18 protein-coding genes and 3 tRNA genes are annotated in these 22,587 nt (G+C 59.3%); 4 read left to right on the top strand and 17 right to left on the bottom strand.

The features are described 5' to 3' along the window. Positions 1-30 precede the first annotated feature (30 nt). The 12 genes from nsrR to nnr all read right to left on the bottom strand — a co-directional run bounded on the left by nsrR (position 31) and on the right by nnr (position 13,081). Positions 31-456: a nitric oxide-sensing transcriptional repressor NsrR gene (nsrR, locus tag CYR32_RS14015; protein ID WP_101825459.1), complete on the bottom strand. Its 426-nt coding sequence runs from the start codon at positions 454-456 to the stop codon at positions 31-33. A gap of 222 nt (positions 457-678) precedes the next feature. Further along, positions 679-1,977: an adenylosuccinate synthase gene (locus CYR32_RS14020; RefSeq protein ID WP_101825542.1), complete on the bottom strand. Its 1,299-nt coding sequence runs from the start codon at positions 1,975-1,977 to the stop codon at positions 679-681. A 144-nt stretch (positions 1,978-2,121) separates the two neighbouring features. Continuing rightward, on the bottom strand, positions 2,122-2,322 hold the full coding sequence (locus CYR32_RS14025; RefSeq protein WP_101825462.1) for a DUF2065 domain-containing protein: 201 nt from the start codon (positions 2,320-2,322) through the stop codon (positions 2,122-2,124). Positions 2,323-2,379: 57 nt separating this feature from the next. Beyond that, positions 2,380-3,387 (bottom strand): protease modulator HflC, encoded by a 1,008-nt coding sequence (gene hflC / locus CYR32_RS14030; protein ID WP_101825464.1) that lies wholly within the window; start codon positions 3,385-3,387, stop codon positions 2,380-2,382. Positions 3,388-3,390: 3 nt separating this feature from the next. Then, positions 3,391-4,632, bottom strand: a complete 1,242-nt coding sequence (gene hflK / locus CYR32_RS14035; protein WP_101825467.1) for an FtsH protease activity modulator HflK — start codon at positions 4,630-4,632, stop codon at positions 3,391-3,393. Between the two features lie 57 nt (positions 4,633-4,689). Continuing rightward, positions 4,690-5,970, bottom strand: coding sequence for a ribosome rescue GTPase HflX (gene hflX / locus CYR32_RS14040; RefSeq protein WP_101825469.1), 1,281 nt, complete (start codon positions 5,968-5,970; stop codon positions 4,690-4,692). A 98-nt stretch (positions 5,971-6,068) separates the two neighbouring features. Continuing rightward, complete coding sequence (gene hfq / locus CYR32_RS14045) at positions 6,069-6,380, bottom strand: RNA chaperone Hfq (protein ID WP_101825472.1); 312 nt, start codon at positions 6,378-6,380, stop codon at positions 6,069-6,071. 113 nt (positions 6,381-6,493) lie between these two features. Continuing rightward, positions 6,494-7,435: a tRNA (adenosine(37)-N6)-dimethylallyltransferase MiaA gene (gene miaA / locus CYR32_RS14050; protein ID WP_101825475.1), complete on the bottom strand. Its 942-nt coding sequence runs from the start codon at positions 7,433-7,435 to the stop codon at positions 6,494-6,496. Continuing rightward, positions 7,428-9,338, bottom strand: coding sequence for a DNA mismatch repair endonuclease MutL (gene mutL, locus CYR32_RS14055; RefSeq protein WP_101825477.1), 1,911 nt, complete (start codon positions 9,336-9,338; stop codon positions 7,428-7,430). The genes miaA and mutL overlap by 8 nt, the downstream gene beginning before the upstream one ends. A 43-nt stretch (positions 9,339-9,381) precedes the next feature. Continuing rightward, positions 9,382-11,079 (bottom strand): N-acetylmuramoyl-L-alanine amidase AmiB, encoded by a 1,698-nt coding sequence (gene amiB, locus CYR32_RS14060; protein ID WP_101825479.1) that lies wholly within the window; start codon positions 11,077-11,079, stop codon positions 9,382-9,384. Between the two features lie 6 nt (positions 11,080-11,085). Then, positions 11,086-11,556: a tRNA (adenosine(37)-N6)-threonylcarbamoyltransferase complex ATPase subunit type 1 TsaE gene (tsaE, locus tag CYR32_RS14065; RefSeq protein WP_101825481.1), complete on the bottom strand. Its 471-nt coding sequence runs from the start codon at positions 11,554-11,556 to the stop codon at positions 11,086-11,088. A gap of 13 nt (positions 11,557-11,569) precedes the next feature. Beyond that, a complete protein-coding gene (nnr, locus tag CYR32_RS14070; RefSeq protein ID WP_101825484.1) occupies positions 11,570-13,081 on the bottom strand; it encodes a bifunctional ADP-dependent NAD(P)H-hydrate dehydratase/NAD(P)H-hydrate epimerase in 1,512 nt (503 codons plus the stop codon). On the opposite strand from nnr, the gene queG reads away from it, so the two are divergent. After that, on the top strand, positions 13,080-14,234 hold the full coding sequence (gene queG / locus CYR32_RS14075) for a tRNA epoxyqueuosine(34) reductase QueG (RefSeq protein WP_101825487.1): 1,155 nt from the start codon (positions 13,080-13,082) through the stop codon (positions 14,232-14,234). The genes nnr and queG overlap by 2 nt on opposite strands. Positions 14,235-14,531: 297 nt before the next feature. Here queG and CYR32_RS14080 read toward each other — a convergent pair. The 4 genes from CYR32_RS14080 to orn form a co-directional block, all read right to left on the bottom strand. Beyond that, positions 14,532-14,607, bottom strand: a tRNA-Gly gene (locus CYR32_RS14080). Positions 14,608-14,654: 47 nt separating this feature from the next. Next, positions 14,655-14,730 (bottom strand) — tRNA-Gly (locus CYR32_RS14085). Between the two features lie 81 nt (positions 14,731-14,811). Next, a tRNA-Gly gene (locus CYR32_RS14090) sits at positions 14,812-14,887 on the bottom strand. Positions 14,888-15,076: 189 nt separating this feature from the next. Next, a complete protein-coding gene (gene orn, locus CYR32_RS14095; RefSeq protein WP_101825489.1) occupies positions 15,077-15,622 on the bottom strand; it encodes an oligoribonuclease in 546 nt (181 codons plus the stop codon). Between the two features lie 187 nt (positions 15,623-15,809). On the opposite strand from orn, the gene rsgA reads away from it, so the two are divergent. From rsgA to mscM, 3 genes are all read left to right on the top strand, one after another. Beyond that, entirely contained in the window at positions 15,810-16,850 is a 1,041-nt protein-coding gene (rsgA, locus tag CYR32_RS14100) for a small ribosomal subunit biogenesis GTPase RsgA (protein ID WP_101825491.1), read from the top strand. 167 nt (positions 16,851-17,017) lie between these two features. Then, the gene (gene asd / locus CYR32_RS14105; protein ID WP_101825493.1) at positions 17,018-17,896 is read left to right on the top strand and encodes an archaetidylserine decarboxylase; all 879 of its coding nucleotides are present in this window, start codon (positions 17,018-17,020) and stop codon (positions 17,894-17,896) included. 24 nt (positions 17,897-17,920) lie between these two features. Next, entirely contained in the window at positions 17,921-21,259 is a 3,339-nt protein-coding gene (mscM, locus tag CYR32_RS14110; RefSeq protein WP_101825495.1) for a miniconductance mechanosensitive channel MscM, read from the top strand. Between the two features lie 62 nt (positions 21,260-21,321). Here the strand turns inward: mscM and epmA are convergent, their stop codons facing one another. After that, positions 21,322-22,299: an elongation factor P--(R)-beta-lysine ligase gene (gene epmA / locus CYR32_RS14115; RefSeq protein WP_101825498.1), complete on the bottom strand. Its 978-nt coding sequence runs from the start codon at positions 22,297-22,299 to the stop codon at positions 21,322-21,324. Positions 22,300-22,587: the final 288 nt, after the last annotated feature.

Consider the following 22,587-nt stretch of genomic DNA (forward strand, 5'->3'; position numbering starts at 1 on the left):
TGTCATCAGCGGGGTTGTGCTGAAATGTGCTTATTCAACAAGCAACAGTTTATAGAGCGACGCATTTTCAGTGACCATATCGGCCAGTGTGTATTGGTCCAGCTCGTTCAGGAAATTCTGCACAGCCTGATTGAGAACATGTTTCAGGCGGCAGGCGGGGCCGATGTGGCAAAATTCGCCGGAGCAGTTAACCAGCATGAGGGGCTCCAGCTCACGCACAACATCACCGATGCGAATTTGTGAGGCGGGCCTGCCGAGGCGGATGCCGCCGTTTTTCCCGCGTACTGCGGTGACCAGCCCTGCACGGCTTAACTGATTGATTATTTTAACCATATGGTTACGCGAGACACCATATACCGCAGTGACCTGAGAGATGTTCGTCATCCGATCCTCCGGCAGCGAGGCCATATAGATCAGTGCTCTTAAACCATAATCAGTAAAACTTGTTAACTGCACACAAACCTCTGGGCCCTGTTAGCCCTGCCTGTAGGCGTCTGATCTCACAACGCTTAACATAACTTCTGTAAGATTACTCTGTGGATGATAAACCAGCCACAAAGAATGCAGCTAATCATTTAGACCCGGAATGGAATGCGGCGTGCACAACATGGAAGGAAAAAACAATAAACCGGGCACGATGGCCCGGTTTGGCATTCAGTTCACTGAATGGTGCGGCAATCAGGCATCAAACGGATCGCGCAGGATCATGGTTTCACTGCGGTCCGGGCCGGTGGAGATAATATCAACCGGTACGTCCGTCAGCGCTTCCACACGTTTAATGTAGTCGCGGGCTGCCTGCGGCAGTTTATCAAACTCTTTCACACCAAAGGTGGAGTCGCTCCAGCCCGGCAGGGTTTCGTAAATCGGCTCGATCCCTTCCCAGTCTTCGGCGGCCAACGGGGTGGTCGTAACTTCACGGCCATCCGGCAGGCGGTAAGCCACGCAGATTTTAACCTCTTTCAGGCCATCCAGCACGTCCAGTTTGGTCATACAGAAGCCGGAAAGGGAGTTAATCTGCACGGCGCGACGCACGGCAACGGCATCCAGCCAGCCGGTACGGCGGCGGCGGCCGGTGGTGGCACCAAATTCGTTACCCTGTTTGCACAGGAACTCACCGGTTTCGTCGAACAGCTCGGTCGGGAACGGGCCGGCCCCTACGCGGGTAGAGTACGCCTTGACGATGCCCAGCACGTAGTCAACATAGCGCGGGCCGATGCCGGAGCCGGTTGCCACGCCGCCGGCGGTGGTGTTGGAAGAGGTCACATACGGGTAGGTGCCGTGGTCGATGTCCAGCAGGGTGCCTTGTGCACCTTCGAACATGATCAGCTCGCCCTGCTTGCGGGCGTTGTCCAGCAGCTCAGAGACGTCAACCACCATCGCGGTCAGGATGTCGGCAATCGCCATCACGTCATCCAGGACTTTCTGGTAGTCCACGGCTTCTTCTTTGTAGTAATGCACCAGCTGGAAGTTGTGGTACTCCACAATCTCTTTCAGCTTGGCTGCAAAGGTCTCTTTGTTGAACAGGTCGCCGACGCGCAGGCCGCGGCGGGCAACTTTATCTTCGTAAGCTGGGCCGATACCACGGCCGGTGGTGCCGATTGCTTTTGCACCGCGGGCTTTTTCGCGCGCAACATCCAGCGCGACATGGTAAGGCAGGATCAGGGGGCAGGCTTCGGAGAGCAGCAGACGCTCACGCACCGGAATACCGCGGTCTTCCAGCTGTTTCATCTCTTTCATCAGGGCGTCAGGGGCCAGAACAACACCGTTGCCGATGATGCTGGTCACGTTTTCACGCAGGATGCCAGAGGGAATTAAGTGGAGGACGGTTTTTTCACCGTTGATAACCAGTGTGTGGCCGGCGTTGTGACCACCCTGGTAGCGCACAACATATTTAGCCCGTTCAGTCAGCAGGTCTACGACCTTACCCTTGCCTTCGTCACCCCATTGGGTGCCCAGTACGACGACGTTCTTACCCATCTCAAGAATCACCAGGTTGCTTAAAAAAGGATTCTAACATCTCATTCACGTGCTTTCAGTACTTTTTAGCACACGGTTGCCTGAAAAATTTTCGTCAAACAGGCGGCGATCGCCCCCGAAACGGGCGACTTCCTGAATATGGTGTTACCCACCATTCCGGACACGCAACATGTAGTAAATCACGCACCCGGCCACCACAATGCCGCCGCCAAAACGGCGCAGCGAGGCATCGGGAAGCTGCGTCATCGCCAGGATCATTTTGCGCCATGTTTTCGGCCAGAGCATCGGCCCCAGCCCTTCCAGCACCATAACCAGCCCCACGGCCAGCCAGATTGTTGTGTTCATGTTTTCCCTTGCCCATAAAAAAGGCCCGCGTTAACGGGCCTGGAGACGATTGCCGGATTACGGCCTGATGGTTTTTTCCGGCGACTTCATAAAGCGGAAGAAATCACTGTCCGGGCTTAAGACCAGGACATCTTTATTGCTTTTAAAGCTGTTTTCATATGCACGCAGGCTGCGGATAAAGGCGTAGAAGTCCGGGTCCTGGCTGAACGCGTTGGCGAACAGTTTCGCGGCTTCAGCATCCCCTTCACCACGGGTAATCCGGGCCTGACGCTCCGCTTCTGCCAGCGTACGGGTGACTTCGTAGTCGGCCGTGGCGCGCAGTTTTTCTGCCTCTTCATATCCCTGGGAACGCAGGCGCATGGCGACCGCGCTGCGCTCGGCACGCATACGCTGGTAGATGGCATCAGAGACTTCGGCCGGCAGGTTGATCTGCTTCACCCGCACGTCGATGACCTGGATACCCAGCGCCGCCATACTGTTCGGGTTCACCTGCAACTCCTGGCCGCTGGTCTCGCGCTCAACGCGTTTCGCCACAGAGGCGATCGCGTCATCTGCTTCGGTGGTCGCAGCCGTGTCGCCATCTTCCGCCGTGCCGTTATTCAGCTGGTCACGCACATCGGCCATCAGCTGGCCGCGCGAATCGGTCACGATGTCTTTCACTTCCAGACGGCCGATCTCTGAACGCAGACGGTCACTGAATTTCCGTTTCAGCAGCACTTCTGCCTGGGAGACGTCACCGCCGCCGGTCGCCAGATAGTAGCGGCTGAAATCACTGATGCGCCATTTGAGGTAAGAATCGACAATCAGGTCTTTCTTCTCATTGGTCACGAAGCGGTCGGCCTGGTTATCCATGGTCTGGATACGGGCGTCGAGCATTTTCACTGATTCAACAAACGGAATTTTGAAGTGTAAACCGGGGGTGTAAACCTGAGGCTTGTTCTCATCATCCCGCAGAACCTTGCCGAAACGCAGCACGATACCGCGCTCACCTTCCTGTACCACAAACAGGGAAGCATAGAGCGCCACCAGCACCACAACGACGATAAATATAGCTGACTTACGCATTGGTTACTCTCTCCCTACGCGAGTGGTATCGTCACGCTGCGCATTGGCGCGGCGCTGGTCCATCACATTGCTGTCAACCGGGCGCTGGCTGTCACCCTGGCTGAGGCCGGTATTCGCCGGGTTCAGGCGGATCAGGCTGTCAGAGTCGCTGTTGCCGGCCGGGGTGTTCTGGCCGCCACGCATCAGCTGCTCCAGCGGCAGCACCATCAGGTTATTGCCCTTGTCGCTGACCAGCACTTTGCGGGTATCACTCAGCACTTTTTCCATGGTCTCGATATAGAGGCGCTCACGGGTAATCTCCGGGGCAGCTTTATATTCCGGCAACAGGCGGGCAAAACGTGCCACTTCACCCTGTGCCTCGAGCACGGTACGGTCTTTATACGCCTTGGCATTTTCCAGCACGCGCTGGGCCTGGCCGTTGGCTTTTGGCTGCACCTGGTTGGCGTAAGCTTCCGCTTCACGGATGTACTGCTGCTCGTTCTCACGCGCGGCAATCGCATCATCAAAGGCGGCTTTTACCTCTTCCGGCGGACGGGCCGCCTGGAAGTTCACATCCAGCAGCGTGATGCCCATTTTGTACGGGCGGATAGTCTCTTCCAGCACGCGTTGGGTATCGTTACGCACCACGGTACGGCCTTCCGTCAGGATACGGTCCATGGTGTATTTCCCGATCACGCCGCGCAGGGCGCTGTCGGTGGCCTGGCTCAGGCTGTCGTCAGCGCTGACCACGCTGAACAGATAGGCTGCCGGGTCGGTCACACGGTACTGCACGTTCATCTCGACCCGCACCACGTTTTCATCCGCCGTCAGCATCACGCCGGAAGCGGCCAGTTCACGCACGGACTCTACGTTCACTGCCCGCACCTGATCAATAAAGGTCGGTTTCCAGTTCAGGCCGGGCTGCACCAGGTGGCTGAACTTGCCGAAACGGGTGACGACACCGCGTTCCGCTTCTTTAATGGTATAGAACCCGCTGGCGGCCCAGATCACGACCACAGCCACGGCTGCGATCCCTACAATGCGCCCGCTGACGCCGCGCGCACTGCCGCTGCCGCCATTGCCGTTACCTCTGCCGCCGAAATTGCCCAGTTTTTTACTGAGCTTACGGAAGATGTCATCCAGATCCGGCGGCCCTTGTTCACGCCCGCCTTTATTATTATTTCCGCCAGAGTTGCCGCTGTTATTATTGCTGCTCCCCCACGGGTCGCGGTCCTGTCCGTTATTACCGGGCTGATTCCACGCCATGTTTTAGCTCCATTCTTCTATGATTGGTGTTCTTCAGGCTTGCCTTACAGGTCCGATTCACACGACATAGCCGGTGAGCTCCTGCTCTTGTTTACAGAGGCGGTGCCAGTCAACGATGGGCATACGTACCCTCAGACCCACACTGCCATCCTCTTCGATCCACTCTTTTTCAATCGCCTGAAGCTGGTAAAAACGGCTGCGCAGACGGCCTGCCTGGGGTGGGAGACGCAATTCAAATTGTGCGATTTCACCGGAAAGACGCTCCGTCAACGCCTGAAGCAACAACGGGATCCCTTCGCCTGTCTGGGCTGATAACCACACCCGCACCGGTAAGTTTTCATCGTTGCGATCGATACGCGGCACAAACTCATCCAACATATCGATTTTATTCATCACTAACAGTACAGGGATATCATCCGCCTCGATCTCCGCCAGCACCGTGTTCACCGCGTCGATGTTCTCATCGATGCGGATGTCCGCTGCGTCAACCACATGCAGCAGCAGGGTCGCCTGACGCGTCTCCTGCAGCGTCGCCTTAAACGCGGCGACCAGGTCATGCGGTAAATGGCGGATAAACCCTACGGTGTCCGCCAGCACGGTGTCACCGACATCGGCCAGGTTGAGGCGCCGTAACGTCGGGTCAAGTGTGGCAAACAACTGGTCGGCGGCGTAGACGCCGGCCGAGGTCATCCGGTTAAACAGGGTGGATTTCCCGGCGTTGGTATAACCAACCAGCGATACCGTCGGGACATCGGCCCGTGTACGGGCGCGCCGCCCCTGTTCACGCTGTTTCTCCACCCGCTCCAGGCGGTTGAGAATCAAACGGATACGATCGCGCAACAGCCGGCGGTCGGTCTCGAGCTGGGTTTCACCCGGCCCGCGCAGGCCGATCCCGCCTTTCTGGCGCTCAAGGTGCGTCCAGCCGCGCACCAGCCGTGTGGCAATATGGCGCAACTGCGCCAGCTCCACCTGCAGCTTGCCTTCGTGGGTCCGGGCGCGCTGGGCAAAAATGTCTAAAATAAGCCCGGTGCGGTCAATGACGCGGCACTGGCACAAGGCTTCAAGATTCCTCTCCTGAGCCGGAGAAAGCGCATGATCAAACAGGACAACGGATGCACCGGTGGCTTTTACGGCGTCCGCAATTTCTTCGGCCTTGCCTTCGCCGACAAAGTATTTGGGGTGTGGGGCTTTGCGACTGCCCGTGATGACCTGCAAAGATTCAACGCCCGCAGAAGAGACTAATGCCTCAAATTCACTGAGATTCTCAGTATCTTTATCCTGCGAGAAATAGATATGAACCAGTACGGCCTGCTCACCGGCTTCATAACGGTCAAACAAGCGTGCAACCTCTCAAACGGATAGGAACCGCTAAGGCGGAGGACATAAGCAGAGATTGGCTGCTTATGGCCCCCGTCATGGTTGACAAGCAATACGCTTTATTCAGCGTCATCGCTTTCCGGCTGCGGCTGTTGCTGCGCAGAGGGAGTGTTACCATGATGATAATTACTGTTCTGGCCACCGCCCGGGTTGTTGCTGTGGTGCGATACCGGACGCGACGGTACAACGGTAGAGATAGCGTGTTTGTACACCATCTGGCTGACCGTGTTTTTCAACAGGATGACAAACTGGTCAAAAGACTCAATCTGGCCTTGCAGTTTGATACCATTCACCAAATAAATCGAAACCGGAACACGTTCACGACGCAAAGCGTTCAAGAACGGATCTTGCAAAGATTGCCCCTTAGCCATTCTATCTTTTCCTTATTTGCTTGTTGTTTGTAACTAAGAGCCTGACGGCCCTAAAATAAACGACATAAAAATTTGCGCGCTGAGTACCAATCAATTGTACACAAACATCCGGCCTATGCACCAACAACCTGAAGCACGCGATCCAGCGCAGCCTCTGGTTTTTCCGTATCAAGCCAGTCTACAGAATCCCAGCCGCGCAGCCATGTCATCTGCCGCTTAGCCAGTTGGCGCGTCGCACAAATACCACGATAAACCATCTCATCGTAACTAATCTCATCCGCCAGATAAGACCACATCTGGCGGTAACCGACACAGCGAATGGCAGGCAAATCCGTATGCAAATCGCCGCGGGCAAACAGTGCCCTCACCTCTTCTTCAAACCCCGCCTCCAGCATCTGCCGGAAACGCAGTTCAATACGTTGGTGCAGCAGTTCGCGCCGGGTCGGCGCAATGGCAAACTGTTGAACGCGGTAGGGCAGCGTTTCACCCGAAATCTTTGTCAGTTCTGTTAAAGTTTTACCCGAAATAAAAAAAACTTCCAGTGCTCTGGAGAGTCTCTGGGGATCATTCGGATGAATGCGGTCAGCGGAAATGGGATCGATTTCACGTAATTGATGATGAAGCGCCTCCCAGCCCTGCTGTTGCGCCTGCGCCTCAATCTGCTGCCGCACTTTCGCATCGGCCTGCGGCAACGGGGAAAGCCCCTCAAGTAACGCTTTGAAATAGAGCATGGTTCCGCCCACCAGCAGCGGGATCTTTCCCCGCGCGGTGATTTCGGCCATCTCTTTAAGCGCATCCGCCCGGAAATCTGCGGCGGAGTAAGATTGCGCCGGATCACGAATATCGATCAGGCGGTGCGGGGCCTGTGCCAGCTCCTGCGCGGTGGGCTTGGCGGTGCCGATGTCCATACCGCGGTAGATAAGCGCTGAATCGACGCTTATCAGCTCGACCGGCAGGCGCTGATGCAGCGCCATTGCCAGGGCGGTTTTACCGGAGGCGGTCGGGCCCATAATGAAAATTGCCGCAGGGGCGGTCTTATCGTGTAAGTCAGTCATGCGTTAAAGAGGCGATGGCATCCGCGAGTTCTACTGGTTGCAAAAGGCCCGCCGGCGGTGCTTTCACCAGCTGCGGGCAGAGTCGTTCAACATCGGTTAACAGCTGGATCGCCTGCGAGGTATTCCAGGCCTCATGGTCGCTGCCGAGATGGCGTGCCAGCCAGGTCGCGACCTGCGCCGCCGTGAGATCCGGCGATGAGGCCAGATAGCCTAACAGGTCTGGTATCAACTTTTGTAAATTTTGTTGGCGTAACGGTAAAGGCACCGCCCGCAGCGTGGCGCGGCCATGCTCCATGCTGAGTTCCATACCCAGCGTCTGAAGCAACGGCTGATAGCGCCCGGCGGCGGCGGACTCCTCTTTACGCAGCGTGAGTTTCACCGGAATCAGCAGCGGCTGCGGGCGTAACCCTTCAGGCGGCGGCAGCAGCTGCGCCTGTTTCAGCCAGCGCTCCGCCACCGGCAGGTTCAGCAGCGCCAGCTGGCCGGGGCGCTCCAGCACCGCATAACAGGGCGGGAACACTGTCAGCACCCGGCCCAGGCTCTGGCTATGCCCTTGCAGCGCCTCTTCCTGTACCGGCCGGGCAGGCACCTTTGGTACCGGCGCGGCGGCCGGGGCCGCTTCCGGCTCCGCCCCGGCCGCCGGTTGCAGCAGCGTGCGGTAAAGTTCCCCTTCACGGCGGGTATACGCCGGGGTGTCTGACGGCGGACGGCCGCCATACTGCCCACCCGACGGCTCCCGGGCATGGCCGCTGCTGCGGGCAGGTGGCGTCGGCGCCGCGCGCTCACTGCGCGGCGCGGCCGGTTCGGAAAACTGGCTGGTGCCGGCGGCCTGGCGGGTTTCCGGCTGCCAGCGCGGCATCTCCGGCACCTGCGCCGGGTCTTCATTCAGCGGCAGGGCCGCGGTGCCCGCTTCCTGCAACACACTGACCACCGCCTGATAGATGAAGTCATGCACCAGCCGCGCCTGATGGAAGCGCACCTCATGTTTGGCCGGATGGACGTTTACATCCACCTGATGCGGATCAATATCGAGATAGAGCACATAGGCGGGCAGCTGATCATCTTTCAGCTGATCCTGGTACGCCTGCCGGATGGCATGGTTAATCAGCCGGTCTTTCATCATGCGGTTGTTGACGTAGCAATACTGCATCTCCGTCAACGCACGTGACCCGGCCGGGTCAGCCACCCAGCCGCGGATCGTGAGATCGCCGTGGCTCCAGGAGACGGCCAGCGCATGTTGCAGGAACTGCGGCCCACAGATAGCCCCCAGCCGGCGCTCATGCTGGGAAGGGTCTTTGGCCGCCCGGTACTGACGCATGATCTTACCGTTATGGCTCAGGGTAATGGCGACGTCGAAGCGGGCCAGCGCGATGCGCCGCACCACTTCATCGATATGGCCGAATTCAGTTTTCTCGGTGCGCATGAACTTACGCCGCGCCGGGGTGTTATAGAAGAGATCCAGCACTTCAAGCGTGGTGCCGACCGGGTGGGCCGCCGGCTTGACGGTCACCTCCATGTCACGCCCTTCTGCATACGCCTGCCACGCTTCGCTCTGATCGGCGGTGCGTGAGGTCAGCGTCAGGCGTGAGACAGAGCTGATACTGGCCAGCGCTTCGCCGCGGAACCCGAGGCTCATGATCGCTTCCAGGTCGTCGAGGGAACTGATCTTGCTGGTGGCATGGCGGGCCAGCGCCAGCGCCAGCTCTTTCTGGGGAATGCCGCTGCCGTTATCGCGGATGCGGATCAGCCTGGCCCCGCCGCGGTCGATCTCAATATCGATCCGGGTGGCCCCGGCATCCAGACTGTTTTCAATCAGCTCTTTCACCACCGAGGCCGGGCGCTCAACCACTTCACCGGCGGCAATCTGGTTGGCGAGCTGGGGAGGCAGCACCTGAATAGCCATGTACGCTCCTGATAGAAAGGATTACACCCGGACAGACGGGCGATCAGGGAATGATCAGCGTCTGGCCGAGCTGGACTTCGCCGGACTTCAGGCGGTTGGCGCGCTTGATGGCATTCATACTGACGCCGTAATGCGCGGCAATCGCGGAGAGGGTGTCGCCGCGCACGACCTTATGGCGCGCGGGGCGCGATGAGGCCGTGGAGGCGGCACTGCCTGAACCGGCCGGGATCTTCAGGCGCTGGCCTGTCCAGACGCCCGGCTTCTTCAGGTGGTTATATTGGCTCAGCGCAGTGGCAGAGAGGCCATAAGACTGGGCGATCCCGGAGAGTGTCTCCCCGCGTTTCACCACATGCACGTTGGCTTTCTTGCTGCTGGTGCCGTGTACCACCGGCTCCGCTGCGCTGCCGGCCGCTGAGGCACTCAGCGGCCGGTTTTCAACCTTTGGGCCGGTCTGGTACGGATGCGCCAGGAAATAAGTGCGCAGGCCGCCATAAATCGCCTGGGCTATCTTATCCTGGTACGCGCTGCTGCCCAGCAGCCGCTCCTCAGTCCGGTTACTGATAAAGCCGGTTTCCACCAGCAGGGACGGAATATCCGGCGAGCGCAATACGCCCAGGCTCGCATGTTCCGGGCGGCGCTTGTGCAGGGAGCCGACATGTTGCAGCTCACGCAGCACTTTTACCGCCACATCGTAGCCCACGCGCTGCGAGTGGCCAAACTGCAGGTCCAGCACCGCCTGGCTGAGGTAAGGATCGTCGGCATTGTTTGCCAGCAGATCCCCGGCACCGCCCAGCAGCTCAGACTGCTTCTCATGCTGCTCAAGCCAGTTCGCCATTTCACTGTTGGCCCGCCGGTTAGAGAGCACCCACACCGAGGCACCAGAGGCGCTGCGGTTTGGCGCGGCGTCTGCATGGATGGAGACCAGCATGCTGGCACCCTGTTTACGCGCCACGTCTGAACGGCCCATCACCGAGATAAAATAGTCCCCGTCACGCGTCAGCACCGGCCGGAACATCGGGTCACGGCTCAGCTTTTCACGCAGTTTCCGCGCAATGGCGATGGTGACGTTTTTCTCTTTCAGCCCGCTGGGGCCGATGGCACCCGGGTCCTGCCCGCCGTGACCGGCATCAATTGCCACCACAATGCGATCGGATGCGGTGGTGGGGCTGGCGGCGCGGGTGGAAGTCGAGCCGCTGGTCACCGCGGTGACTTTATTGCTGTCAAACGGGTTGTTCGCCGGTGGTTTGCTGCGCACCGGTGCGGCCGGCACACTGCGGCTGATGCTGCTGCTCCCCTGCCCGCTCAGCGTAAAGACCACGCTGGAGAGCGCGCCATTCTGCTGTGTGGTGGTGCGTGTCCGGGTTTTGCCGGTCAGCTCCACCACCAGCCGGATGCTCTGGGCATCTTTGGGCGTACTGGTGCGGATGCGTTTCACCAGATTCTGCCCGCTGAACTCCAGCGGCAACCCGGAGATCACCCCGCTCTGGTTAACATCAATCACCACCCGCTCAGGGTTATGCAGCGGGAAAAAGGCGTAAGCCGGTTTGCCGTCAAAACTCAGGGTCACCGTGGATTGCTGCGCGCCGTTGGAAACCTGAATATCTTTCAGATTGGCGGCCCAGGCCGGAAGCGGCCCTGCCAGGCTCAGCCACCCCAGGAGTACCCCCGCCACGCGCAGCATCCGGGCCGGTTGCCTGCGCGATAGTGCCCGCCGGATGACCCGGCCGATTCCCTGCATCATTGCTGGTTATCCCTGCTGCTCAGCAACATGTTGTAGTAGCCCGCGACCGTAGTCAGACACGGCATGCAATGCCGCCTGCCGCCCGCTTTCGGTGTAGGTCAGCGTCAGTTCAAGATCCGGGTCCGGCAGCACGCCGGCCCCCTGCTGCGGCCATTCGACCAGACAGACCGCATCCTGAGAGAAATAGTCACGGATGCCCATGAATTCAAGCTCTTCCGGGTCAGCCAGGCGGTAGAGGTCAAAGTGGTAAACCGACAGCGGCGACAGCATATAGGGCTCCACCAGCGTATACGTCGGGCTTTTCACATTGCCCTGATGCCCCAGCGCCTGAAGAAAACCGCGGCTGAAGGTGGTTTTCCCGGCACCCAGATCGCCAAACAGATAGATCACACTGGAACGCGTGCAGGCGCGGGCCAATTGCGCGCCCAACGCCACGGTGGCTGCCTCATCCGGCAGAGATAAAATAAGTTCTTTCATTCAGTTAGTTCGTTTATTTCAACTCTGGATTAACACTTTGCGCGATAACCGGCAGTAAGTCGGTTGCCAGCAACCCGCGGGTGCCCTGTTGGTGGGCGATCAGATCGGCCGCATGGCCGTGTACCACACACCCGGCACAGGCGGCATCAAACGGGGTTAGCTTCTGGGCCAGCAGCCCGCCGATAATCCCGGAAAGAATGTCGCCCATCCCGCCTGACGCCATGCCGGCGTTACCGACATCCGCGATAGCCTCCCCGCCCGACTCATTGGCGATGACCGTTCCCGCACCTTTCAATACCACCACGCCGCCATAGCACTCTGTCAGCTTTCTGGCTGAAAGTAAGCGATCACTCTCAATCTCTTTGACAGAGCAGCCCAGCAAGCGGGCTGCTTCGCCCGGATGCGGCGTGAGGACGCGATTCTGACGCTTATCCGGGGTGATTGCCAGCAGGTTTAGCGCATCCGCATCCCATAACGCCGGTTTGTCACTTTTCCGCAGAACGGACAGCGCTTTTTTGCCCCATTCCCCCTGCCCCAGCCCCGGCCCAATCACCAGCACGTCGGCCCAGGCTTCGGCGTCAGCCAGTGACGCCTCTGTCAGTTCCTGCACCATCAGCTCCGGGCGGGCGGTGAGCAACGGCCCGGCATGCTCCTGGTGAGTGAGCACCCGCACCAGCCCCGCGCCGCTGCGTAACGCAGCCTCAGACGCCATGCGGATCGCCCCGGCAAAGCCGTAGTCCCCACCCACCACCAGCAGGCGGCCATGTTCACCTTTATGGGAACAGGGGCGGCGCGGCGCAAGCCAGCGGGGCAGGCTCTGCGCATCCAGCCGCTCAAGGGTGACCCGTTGTTTTTCCAGCCATTGTGATAAGCCTAGCGCAGAATGGTGAAGCTGCCCGACCCAATCACGCGCCTGACCGGTCAACAGCCCCGGCTTGAGGGCAATAAACGCCAGCGTATGGTCAGCGCGCACCACGCTGCCTGGTGTCTGGCCGGTGTCGGCCAGCAGGCCGGAAGGAATATCCAGCGCCAGCACCGGCGCGTGATGGCGGTTTACCGCTTCAATCAGCGCCTCATAGGGCGCACGTGGGGCAGAAGTGAGGCCGGTGCCGAGCAGTGCGTCGATAATCAGATCGCTTTCTGTGGGCCAGGCACTGTCCGGCGCGGCGATCTCACCGCCTGCGGCCAGCCAGGCCGCTTGTGCCTGCTCCGCTTCCGGCGGCAGTGGGCGCTCACCCGGCACGGCGATCACCGTCGCCTGAAGACCGGCAGCGCGGGCCAGCGTGGCCACCACATAGCCATCACCGCCGTTGTTGCCGTGGCCGCACAGGATCAGCCAATGGCGGCGTTGGGGGTAGAGGTCACGTGCCAGCGTGAATGCCGCCTGCCCGGCCTGGGTCATCAGGCCATAGAGAGTGGTGCCGGTCTGTGCGGCGGCGCGGCTTTCTGCAGCACGAACCCAGTCTGCGGTGAACACAGAGTGTGGTAAACTGGCGTTGTTTTGTTTTTCACGTTGGTTTGCCATGACTTTCCCTCTCGATCTCCATCAGTTATCCCAACATATCAAGCAATGGGGCCAATCGCTAGGCTTCCAGCAGGTCGGTATTTGTGACACCGATCTCTCGCTGGAGGAGCCGAAATTGCAGGCCTGGCTGGATAAGCAGTACCACGGCGAGATGGCCTGGATGGCGCGTCACGGTATGCTGCGCGCCCGGCCGCATGAGCTGCTGCCGGGTACGTTGCGGGTGATCAGCGTGCGCATGAACTACCTGCCCGCCAAAGCGGCCTTTGCCAGCACACTGAAAAACCCGTCGCTGGGGTATGTCAGCCGTTATGCGCTGGGGCGCGACTACCATAAATTGCTGCGCCAGCGGCTGAAAAAGCTGGGCGACCAGATTCAGGCCTGGTGTACCGAACAGGGTGGCGGCGAAGTCGGGTTCCGGCCGTTTGTGGACTCCGCACCGATCATGGAGCGCCCGCTGGCGGCCAAGGCCGGTATCGGCTGGGTCGGCAAACATTCACTCATTCTTAACCGCGAAGCGGGTTCCTGGTTCTTCCTGGGCGAACTGCTGATCGACCTGCCGCTGCCGGTGGATTCACCGCAAGAGGAGCAGTGCGGGAAGTGTGTCGCCTGTATGACCACCTGCCCCACCGGGGCCATTGTCGCCCCGTATACGGTGGATGCGCGGCGTTGCATCTCCTACCTGACCATTGAGCTGGAAGGGGCGATCCCGGAGGAGTTCCGGCCGCTGATGGGCAACCGCATCTACGGTTGCGATGACTGCCAACTTATCTGCCCGTGGAACCGCTTTTCCCAGCTGACGGACGAAGAGGATTTCAGCCCGCGCGCCGCCCTTCATGCGCCGGAGCTGCTGGCGCTGTTTGCCTGGGATGAGGAAAAATTCCTGCGCGTCACGGAAGGATCAGCGATTCGCCGCATCGGTCACCTGCGCTGGCTGCGCAATGTGTCAGTGGCGTTAGGCAATGCCGCCTATCAGGCAGAGATTGTGCTGGCGCTGCAACAGCGCCTCGGGCAGGACGCCATGCTGGATGAACATATCCACTGGGCCATTGCACAGCAGTTGATGAAGCGGGAAGCGATGAAAGTGGATGTGCAGTTGCCCCAGCAGAAACGGCTGGTGCGTGCAGTGGAAAAAGGGCTGCCGCGGGATGCCTGAAAAACGAAGTTATCCACTGTTTCACTTATCCACTGCTTGTGCATAAAAACAAAAACGGCTTGCCAATCAAGTGGGAAAAAAACATCAAGTGATCGGTATAACGTTTTAGCACAATAAAATTAATGAGCTATATCAAGCAATTATTTTAATTCTATTTACTGTGTTTAAAAAACACGCTGATTAAAAAAAGCGCAAAAATTGTGGATAACTCTGTTCAAAACAAATTTTGGGTAAGGACAGAAGAGGGACAGAAAACCGACCCGGTGGGGCAGTGGTTAAAAATCAGGGAGAAAAATTTGGAGCGGGAAACGAGACTCGAACTCGCGACCCCGACCTTGGCAAGGTCGTGCTCTACCAACTGAGCTATTCCCGCATAGGAGGTATGTACTGCGCTTACCGTCGTTGCCGGTAAGTAAAATTTGGAGCGGGAAACGAGACTCGAACTCGCGACCCCGACCTTGGCAAGGTCGTGCTCTACCAACTGAGCTATTCCCGCGTCGCATGGGTGTGGCTGTTACTGCATAATCAGATACTGCTTTTACTGCTGTTTCATCACCTAAAAATCAGAGGATGAAATTGGAGCGGGAAACGAGACTCGAACTCGCGACCCCGACCTTGGCAAGGTCGTGCTCTACCAACTGAGCTATTCCCGCTCTGCATACTAACGAAATTCTTCATCGGTACGGGGTGCGCATTATACGAGAATTCCTTTTCGCTGCAAGCCCCTGGAATCAAAAAATCATTTTTTTTGTTCGACTGCTGCATAAAACGCCACATCGGTGAATTATGCAGCAATCCCGGTATAGTAAACCATCAACCGGTGATTTTCGTCAGGAAAAAAATTATGCCTGAATAAAATGCTGACGGTAATAGGCCAGCTCAGCCACCGATTCGCGGATGTCATCCAGCGCCTGATGCGTGTTATTTTTCTTGAACCCGGCCAGGATTTCCGGCTTCCAGCGGCGCGCCAGCTCCTTCAGGGTGCTCACATCCAGATAACGGTAGTGGAAATAAGCCTCCAGCTCCGGCATGTAGTTGAACAGGAAGCGGCGATCCTGCGCAACGCTGTTACCGCAGATCGGCGATTTCCCTGCCGGCACCCACTGTTGCAGGAATTTAATGGTTTCCACTTCGGCAGCACGGGCATCAAGGGTGCTCTGCCGGACGCGCTCCGTCAGACCGCTTTCGCCGTGAGTACGGGTGTTCCACTCATCCATCAGGGAGAGCTGGGTGTCACTCTGATGCACGGCCATCACCGGCCCTTCCGCCAGAATGTTGAGGTTGGCATCCGTGACCAGCGTGGCGATCTCAATGATGCGATCGCGCTCCGGGTCCAGCCCGGTCATCTCCAGATCGATCCAGATCAGGTGGTTTTCATTTTGCGTCATAGTCTTTCCTGCACCTGCGCCGGGCCAACACAGCGTAACCGGGGGCTGCGCCGTGTTGGGTGCCGCGCTTATTTCACGGGGGAGTCATTCACCAGCCATACGGTGAACGGTTAATTAATATAAAATAGCGTGTATCATAGTCTTTTTGGTCGCAACGAGCGATAAAAGCCGGTTTAAGTGAGGCGCAGTGAGTAAGAACAAACTGTCTAAAGGTCAACAACGTCGTGTATCGGCCAACCACCAGCGTCGTCTGAAAACAGACAATCGCAAGGAGCTGGATGATTCCCTGCATGGCGATCCGCAGGAAGGGATCGTAATCAGCCGTTTCGGTATGCATGCAGATGTTGAAGCCGCTGACGGCAGCCAGCATCGCTGCAACATCCGGCGTACTATCAAATCCCTGGTGACCGGCGACCGGGTGGTATGGCGCGCCGGGAAAGAGGAGAACACCAGCGCCAAGGGCATCGTTGAGGCGGTGCATGAGCGTGAATCCGTGCTGACCCGGCCCGATTTTTATGACGGCGTAAAACCGATTGCCGCCAACATTAACCAGATTGCGATCGTCTCCGCGATCCTGCCGGAGCTGTCGCTGAATATCATCGACCGCTATCTGGTGGCCTGTGAAACGGTAGAGATTGAACCGTTAATTGTCCTGAACAAAATTGACCTGCTGGATGACGAAGGCCGCCGCAACGTCGATAAGGCGATGGATATCTACCGCCATATCGGCTACCGGGTGCTGAGCGTCTCCAGCCAGAGCGGTGAAGGCATGGAAACGTTCAAACAGGCGCTGACAAACCGGATCAGCATCTTCGCCGGCCAGTCCGGCGTGGGCAAATCCAGCCTGCTGAATGCCCTGCTGCCGCCGGAGGAAAAGCAAATTCAGGTAAATGCCGTTTCCGATGTCTCCGGACTTGGGCAACATACCACCACCGCATCCCGCCTCTACCATTTCCAGTATGGCGGTGATGTGATTGACTCACCGGGCGTACGTGAATTTGGCCTGTGGCATCTGTCTCCGGAGCAGGTCACACAGGGATTCATTGAATTCCGTGACTACCTGGGGGGCTGTAAATTCCGTGACTGCAAACACGGCAGCGACCCGGGCTGCGCCATCCGCGCTGCGGTTGATCGGGGCGAGATCGCCCGTGAGCGCTTCGAGAATTACCACCGTATCCTGGAAAGCATGGCTGAGGTCAAAGTGCGCAAAAGCGCCGACGAGCTGTGAAACGGATCTTTCCGTCTCTTGTCTGAAGGAACAGGCTCCGTGCCGCTGCCGTAAGGCGGCGGCGCTTCACGTCTGGAGACCAGACAAATATTGAACACCATGCCCTGCGCCGCTACAATGCGCGCCCCTTACCCCTGAGGCATGTCACATCCTATTGAGAGGCATCTGTGCTGGACAGTATCAAAATCAAATTACAGTACCTTCTTCCCAAACAGTGGCTTACCCGCCTGGCTGGTTGGGGGGCAAGTAAACAGGCCGGCGCGCTGACGCAACTGGTGATTAATCTGTTTGTACGCCATTACAAAGTGAATATGCAGGAAGCGCAGCAGCCGCATATTTCCGCTTACCGCTCTTTTAATGAATTCTTTATCCGCCCGCTGCGTGACGGCGCGCGCCCGGTCGTGGCCCTGCCGCAGCAGGTCTGCCTGCCGGCAGACGGCGTCATCAGCCAGCTCGGCCCGATCGACAATGGCCAGATCTTCCAGGCCAAAGGGCACTACTACAGCCTGGAAGCGCTGCTGGCCGGCAACTATATGCTGGCGGCAGAGTTCCACGACGGGCTGTTCGCCACCACCTATCTGGCGCCACGCGACTACCACCGCGTGCATATGCCGTGCGACGGCACCCTGCGTGAGATGATCTACGTCCCGGGCGATCTCTTCTCCGTAAATCCGCTGACGGCGGCCAATGTGCCGAACCTGTTTGCGCGTAACGAGCGGGTGATCTGCGTGTTTGATACCGAATTCGGGCCGATGGCGCAGATTCTGGTGGGCGCAACGATTGTCGGCAGCATCGCGACCGTCTGGGCCGGGACGATTACCCCGCCGCGCCCCGGCATTATCCAGCGCTGGACCTACGCCCCGGCCGGGATCGAAGGGGCCGTGACCCTGGAGAAGGGCCAGGAGATGGGGCACTTCGCCCTGGGCTCAACGGTGATCAACCTCTTCCCGGCAGGGAAAGTCCGCCTGGAGCCGCAGCTGGCCAACGGCAGCGTGACCCGTATGGGTGCACCGTTCGCTGAGATCCTCCCTTCCCCACAGCCGTAACCGTTTATACCAAAGGAATTCCCCGTGCGTTTCCTCGCTGCCCTGCTGTTCAGTCTGCTGTTTTCCCTGCCGCTGTACGCGGCATCCCCCCCTGACCAGGGGCAGCTTGAGCAAGAGCTGAAACAGGCCGAGGCCAACAAGGGCGCGCCAAACCAGGCCGAGATTGTTCAGGCGCTGCAAAGCGCCCTGAACTGGCTCAGCGAGGCGCGGGTTTCCGCTGAACGCGCCGCGCAATACCAAAAAATCATTGATGATTTCCCGCGCCTGACCCAGACCCTGCGCCAGCAGGTGGCTCAGGAGAGCGAAAAGCCGCTGGACGTTAACCCCAACCTGCCTGCGGCCGACCTTGAGCAGCAGATTTTACAGGTCAGCAGCCAGTTGCTTGACCAGAGCCGCCAGTTGCAACAGGAGCAGGATGCCTCACGGGATATCAGTGACTCCCTGAGCCAGATCCCGCAGCAGCAGTCCGAAGCCAGGCGCGTACTGAGCGACATCGACACCCAGTTACAGGCACAGAGCGCCCCGGCTACCCCGCTGGCCCAGGCGCAGCTCTATGCATTGCAGGCGGAAGCCGCCGCGCGCAAAGCAAAAGTGGATGAACTGGAGCTGGCGCAGCTCTCCGCCAATAACCGGCAGGAGCTGTCGCGCATCCGGTCAGCGCTGTATAAGCATCGCCATGACCAGCTGGATGTGCAGTTGCAGGGACTGCGGAACAGCCTGAACAGCCAGCGCCAGCGCGAGGCGGAACAGGCGCTGGAGCGCACCGAACTGCTGGCGGAGCAGAGCGGCGATCTGCCGAAAGCGATCAGTACCCAGTTGCAGAGCAACCGTGAACTCTCGATGGCGCTGAACGAGCAGGCGCAGCGGATGGATCTCATCTCCTCCCAGCAGCGCCAGGCCGCTGCCCAGACGCTTCAGGTCCGCCAGGCGCTGACCACCATCAAAGAGCAGGCGCAGTGGCTGGGCTCCTCCAACGTGCTGGGTGAAACGCTGCGGGCGCAGGTCGCCCGGCTGCCGGAGATGCCGAAGCCGCAACAGCTCGACCGCGATATGGCGCAATTGCGGGTGCAGCGCCTGCATTATGAAGAGTTGCTGGACAGGCAGGCGCAGCTCCGCCAGGCGAAACAGGACAACGGCAGCGCGTTGACGGCGTCCCAGCAGCGGATCCTCGATGCGCAGCTGCGCACCCAGCGCGATCTGCTCAACTCCCTGCTCTCCGGCTGCGATACCCAGATTCTGGAACTCACCAAGCTGAAAGTCGCCAACAGCCAGCTGGTGGATGCCCTGAACGAGATCAAAGACGCCGCGCACCGCTACCTGTTCTGGGTGGCGGATGTCAGCCCGGTCGGGTTCGCTTACCCGGTGCAGGTGGCGCGTGACCTGACCCGCCTGCTGTCACTCGATACCCTGACGCAGCTCAGCGGTGCCTTCCTGATGATGGTGACCAGCCGCGAGACCCTGATGCCGATTTTCGGCGCGCTGATTCTGGTGATCATCAGCATCAGCTCCCGTCGCCACTATGCGGCCTTTATGGAGCGCGCCCATAGCCGGGTCGGCAAAGTCACGCAGGATCAATTCCGCCTGACGCTGCGCACCGTGTTCTGGTCGATCCTGGTGGCGCTGCCGTTGCCGGTATTGTGGGCGGCGCTGGGCTACGGGTTGCGTAACGCCTGGCCCTACCCGGTGGCGGTGGCGATTGGCGACGGCGTGACCGCCACCCTGCCCCTGCTGTGGGCCTTTATGATCTGCGCCTCCTTTGCGCACCCGCGCGGGCTGTTTATTACCCACTTCGGCTGGCCGCAAAAGAGTGTGTCGCGCGCCATGCGCTACTACACGCTCTCCATCTGGCTTATCGTGCCGCTGATCATGATGCTGATCACCTTCGATAACCTGAATGACCGGGAATTCTCCACCACGCTGGGGCGGCTCTGTTTCATTCTGGTGTGTGTGGCGCTCAGCGTGGTCACCAGCAGCCTCAGCCGGGCCGGCATTCCGCTCTACCTGAATAAAGAGGGGTCGGGTGACAACCTCTGTAACAAAGCGCTGTGGTGGTTCTTCCTCTCCGCACCACTGATTGCCGCGCTGGCCTCGGCCGTGGGTTACCTGGCCACCGCCCAGGCGTTGCTGGCCAGGCTGGAGACCTCGGCGGCCATCTGGTTCCTGCTGCTGGTGGTCTACCACATCGTGCGCCGCGGCATGCTGATTCAGCGCCGCCGCATCGCCTTTGACCGGGCAAAACAGCGCCGGGCGGAGATTCTGGCCCACCGCGCGCGCGGGGAAGAGGAGCCTGCCCACACCACCAGCAGCGAAGGGACGATTGAGATCGACGAGCCGGTGGTGGATCTGGACGCGATCAGCGCCCAGTCCTTGCGGCTGGTGCGATCGCTGCTGACGCTGGTGGCGTTGATCTCGGTGATCGTGCTCTGGTCTGAGATCCACTCCGCGTTCAGTTTCCTGGAAAATATCCACCTGTGGGATGTGACCGAAACGGTGAAAGGGGTGGAGAATGTTCACCCGATCACACTGGGATCGGTGTTGATCGCTATCCTGGTGTTGATCATCACGACCCAGCTGGTACGCAACCTGCCTGCGCTGCTGGAGCTGGCCCTGCTTCAGCATCTCGATCTCTCGCCCGGCACCGGTTACGCCATCCTGACCATCACCAAATATCTGCTGCTGTTCTTCGGCGGCCTGACCGGCTTCTCGATGCTGGGTATTGAGTGGTCAAAACTGCAATGGCTGGTGGCGGCGCTGGGTGTCGGGCTGGGCTTTGGTTTACAGGAGATTTTCGCCAACTTTATTTCCGGCCTGATCATCCTGTTTGAAAAGCCGATCCGCATCGGCGACACCGTGACCATCCGCAACCTGACCGGCAGCGTGACGAAGATCAACACCCGCGCCACCACCATTTCAGACTGGGATCGCAAAGAGATCATCGTGCCGAACAAGGCCTTTATCACGGAGCAATTTATCAACTGGTCGCTCTCTGACTCCGTGACCCGCGTGGTGCTGACGGTGCCCGCCCCGGCGGAGGCGAACAGCGAAGAGGTGACGAATCTGCTGCTGGGTGCCGCCCGCCGCTGTAGTCTGGTGCTGGATAACCCGGAGCCGGAAGTCTACCTGGTTGATCTTCAGCAGGGCATCCAGATCTTTGAGATGCGTATGCACGCCGGGGAGATGGCGCACCGTATGCCGCTGCGCCATGAGATCCACCAGCTGATTCTGGCCGCCTTCCGCGAGCACGGTATCACCCTGCCTTTCCCGCCGTTCCAGGTGCGGACGGAAACGCTGCACCGCAGCCAGCAGGGCAGCACCACCGTCAGCTCCGTCAGCCGCCAGCAACGCTCGACCGGCGACCTCTGATCCTGACCTGCTGACCATAAAAAAGGGGCTGAATCTTCAGCCCCTTTTTCTTTGCTTACCGGTCAGGCGCGTTCAACGGAGAACGCGATCACGTCACTCAAACGCCCGGCGCCCAGCGCCAGCATGATCAGGCGATCCACGCCCAGCGCCACCCCGGCGCATTCCGGCATCCCGTGCGTCAGTGCATCCAGCAGGTTGTTATCCACCGGGTGTACCGGCAGGCCGCGGGCCGCGCGGCGGCGGTTATCCTGCTCAAAGCGCTGGCGCTGCTCGTTGCTGTCCGTCAGCTCGCGGAAACCGTTCGCCAGTTCCATGCCTTTGTAATAGACCTCGAACCGTTCCGCGACCCGGTGATCTTCCGTGCTGATTTCAGCCAGCGCGGCCTGGCTGGCCGGGAAGTGGTAAACAAACGCCGGGCGATCCAGCCCGATATGCGGCTCAACCCCGAAGGTGAACAGCATCTGCAGCAGGGTATCGCGGTCTTCTTCCACATCCGCGATGTTGCTCAGATCGAGCTTTTTCGCCGCCTCCCGCAACTGGGCTTTATCCGCGGAGAGCGGGTCGACGTCCAGGTGGCGGGTAAACGCCTGCTGATAGGAAAGCGACTCAGCGCTGTCACAGTCCAGCACCTGTTGCAGCAGGTCGTCCACCTCGTTCATCAGGCGGTACATATCATAGTGCGGGCGATACCACTCCAGCATGGTGAATTCCGGGTTGTGATGGCGGCCGGACTCCTCGTTACGGAAGCTGCGGCAGAGCTGGAAAATCGGGCCGCTGCCGGCCGCCAGCAGGCGCTTCATATGGTATTCCGGGCTGGTCATCAGGTAGAGCGGCAGGCCGCCGGCAGCGCCCGGCCCGACGAATTCTGTTTTGAACGGAACCAGATGGATATCGGTGACCGTTGCCTGGCTCATGGCCGGGGTCTCGACTTCCAGTACACCGCGGTCGCTAAAGAAACGCCGGATTTCAGCCATGATCGCGGCACGTTTTAATAAATTGGCGACAGGAGCGCTGGGTTGCCAGCTTGCCGTTTCGCTCATGGTCATTCACTCCGAATTTAAAAGGGGTGCAGTCTACCTGTAACCCAGGCAGCAGACAAATGCGGCTTTTTACGCCGGTCTGGTGAGCTGGCAGGCACCCACTATACGGCGGCGGCACAGGGCTTTCGAGAGAGGTTTCCGCTTTTACGATCTCTTACGCAAAAACGCCGGCGGCGATCGGGATAAACCCTCGATCACATCAACATTTACCCAATTTCGCTTCGTTATACTCGTTTCCCTTATAAAAAGCAGGCCTATATCGCCGGCGTTGATGTGTCATCCCACCGG

The organism is Chimaeribacter coloradensis (assembly GCF_002858715.1).
Classification (GTDB): domain Bacteria; phylum Pseudomonadota; class Gammaproteobacteria; order Enterobacterales; family Enterobacteriaceae; genus Chimaeribacter; species Chimaeribacter coloradensis.

Bases quoted from the DNA above. Each gene is read 5' to 3' on its own strand.
- CYR32_RS14020 (WP_101825542.1), bottom strand. From the start codon at position 1,977: ATGGGTAAGAACGTCGTCGTACTGGGCACCCAATGGGGTGACGAAGGC.
- CYR32_RS14025 (WP_101825462.1), bottom strand. From the start codon at position 2,322: ATGAACACAACAATCTGGCTGGCCGTGGGGCTGGTTATGGTGCTGGAA.
- hflC (WP_101825464.1), bottom strand. From the start codon at position 3,387: ATGCGTAAGTCAGCTATATTTATCGTCGTTGTGGTGCTGGTGGCGCTC.
- hflK (WP_101825467.1), bottom strand. From the start codon at position 4,632: ATGGCGTGGAATCAGCCCGGTAATAACGGACAGGACCGCGACCCGTGG.
- hfq (WP_101825472.1), bottom strand. From the start codon at position 6,380: ATGGCTAAGGGGCAATCTTTGCAAGATCCGTTCTTGAACGCTTTGCGT.
- miaA (WP_101825475.1), bottom strand. From the start codon at position 7,435: ATGACTGACTTACACGATAAGACCGCCCCTGCGGCAATTTTCATTATG.
- mutL (WP_101825477.1), bottom strand. From the start codon at position 9,338: ATGGCTATTCAGGTGCTGCCTCCCCAGCTCGCCAACCAGATTGCCGCC.
- amiB (WP_101825479.1), bottom strand. From the start codon at position 11,079: ATGATGCAGGGAATCGGCCGGGTCATCCGGCGGGCACTATCGCGCAGG.
- tsaE (WP_101825481.1), bottom strand. From the start codon at position 11,556: ATGAAAGAACTTATTTTATCTCTGCCGGATGAGGCAGCCACCGTGGCG.
- queG (WP_101825487.1), top strand. From the start codon at position 13,080: ATGACTTTCCCTCTCGATCTCCATCAGTTATCCCAACATATCAAGCAA.
- nnr (WP_101825484.1), bottom strand. From the start codon at position 13,081: ATGGCAAACCAACGTGAAAAACAAAACAACGCCAGTTTACCACACTCT.
- orn (WP_101825489.1), bottom strand. From the start codon at position 15,622: ATGACGCAAAATGAAAACCACCTGATCTGGATCGATCTGGAGATGACC.
- epmA (WP_101825498.1), bottom strand. From the start codon at position 22,299: ATGAGCGAAACGGCAAGCTGGCAACCCAGCGCTCCTGTCGCCAATTTA.